Here is a 1274-nt window from a genome sequence, read left to right on the forward strand (position 1 = left end):
TAGAAAACTTATTTTCCAGAGTGTATATTAAGTTTTTACATTGTATCCCTATAGCTCCTAAAATTTTTAGCTATTATCTTATAGTTGAATGGCAGTTACATAGTTATGTTAAGCAAAAATATTTCATATCTTGCCTTTCAAAGGAGTTTTAAACCGATTATTTAATATTAAACTTATAAAATAATAATAGATTTTATGTAATAGTTTTGTTTTACAATAGTGGGGGAAAGAATTTGTTTGGCTTAAAGACTTAGACAGTAATATAATAAACTTTTATTTAAAGCTATAGAAAAAATTAAGTAATTAAAAAGAGTTCATCAAAAGCTCTTTTTTTGTTTTAATGTTTTTTTTATAATGTTCAAATTCCTTTAAAAATATTAAGAATAAATATTTAGTATTTATTTTTAAATAAAAGTCTGACAAGCTTTAATTGGGAATAAAATATAATATATACCTATATTTTGTAAAAATTACTAAAAATTCTTGCGGCTGTTTACTACACGTAGTATAATATAATTAAGGAGGTGATTCCGTGGCTGTGCTAATTGATCTATTAGATTTAGTGTTGAAATTGTTAGGCATAGTAATCGCAATACTAACGATAAAAAATCTAAATCAACAAAATAAAAAGAACGCCCCTAAGTCCAAAAAGAAGCGTTCTAAATAACTTGAGGAAAGGAGATAGAACTCCTTCCTATAGAATAAATTATAGCACACCTAAAATTGAATGGAAAGAAAAATAGAAGTTACTGAATTGGTAGTAATTTTTTTTACAATAACATGGTTAGGAAAAACATGCTTTAGTAGAGCAGGGTTATTAGATTTAATTGGGATACCTGTAATGTTATTAGCTACAATTATGATACTTACTAAATGGTTTAAAAGGTGATTTAATAATGGAAAAAGCAAGGCAAACTTTAGCAAATCAAAATTGGGAAAAGAAAAACAGAGAATATGCTAGTTATTTAAAAAGTCGTTCTAGTGCAAGAAGCTTTATAAGAAATAAGGCAACATTAGAAGATTTAGAAGAACTAAAGACATTAATTAAAGTAAGAGAAAATGAAAAATAAAATAAGATAAAAGATAGTTCAGTATAAGATAAGAGATATATTTCTTATCTTATACTGATATATTTTTAAATTCTAATAAAACAAATCAATTAAAAATTTTGTTAGTAAAACCCTATATCTATATATAGATGTACCGCTTCTAAATTTGATCTATCTCTGAAAGTAATTAACATTTATCGATATTTCCACTAATACTACTAAATT

At 24.6% G+C, this 1274-nt stretch carries 1 protein-coding gene; it reads left to right on the top strand.

Going from position 1 to position 1274, the window contains the following annotated elements; all coding sequences use genetic code 11:
* The first annotated feature begins 896 nt into the window (after positions 1-896).
* Entirely contained in the window at positions 897-1070 is a 174-nt protein-coding gene (locus B2W91_RS12995) for a hypothetical protein (protein WP_291581545.1), read from the top strand.
* Positions 1071-1274 lie beyond the last annotated feature (204 nt).

The sequence above is a fragment of the Clostridium sp. UBA6640 genome (assembly GCF_002455975.1).
Taxonomy (GTDB): Bacteria; Bacillota; Clostridia; order Clostridiales; family Clostridiaceae; genus Clostridium_J.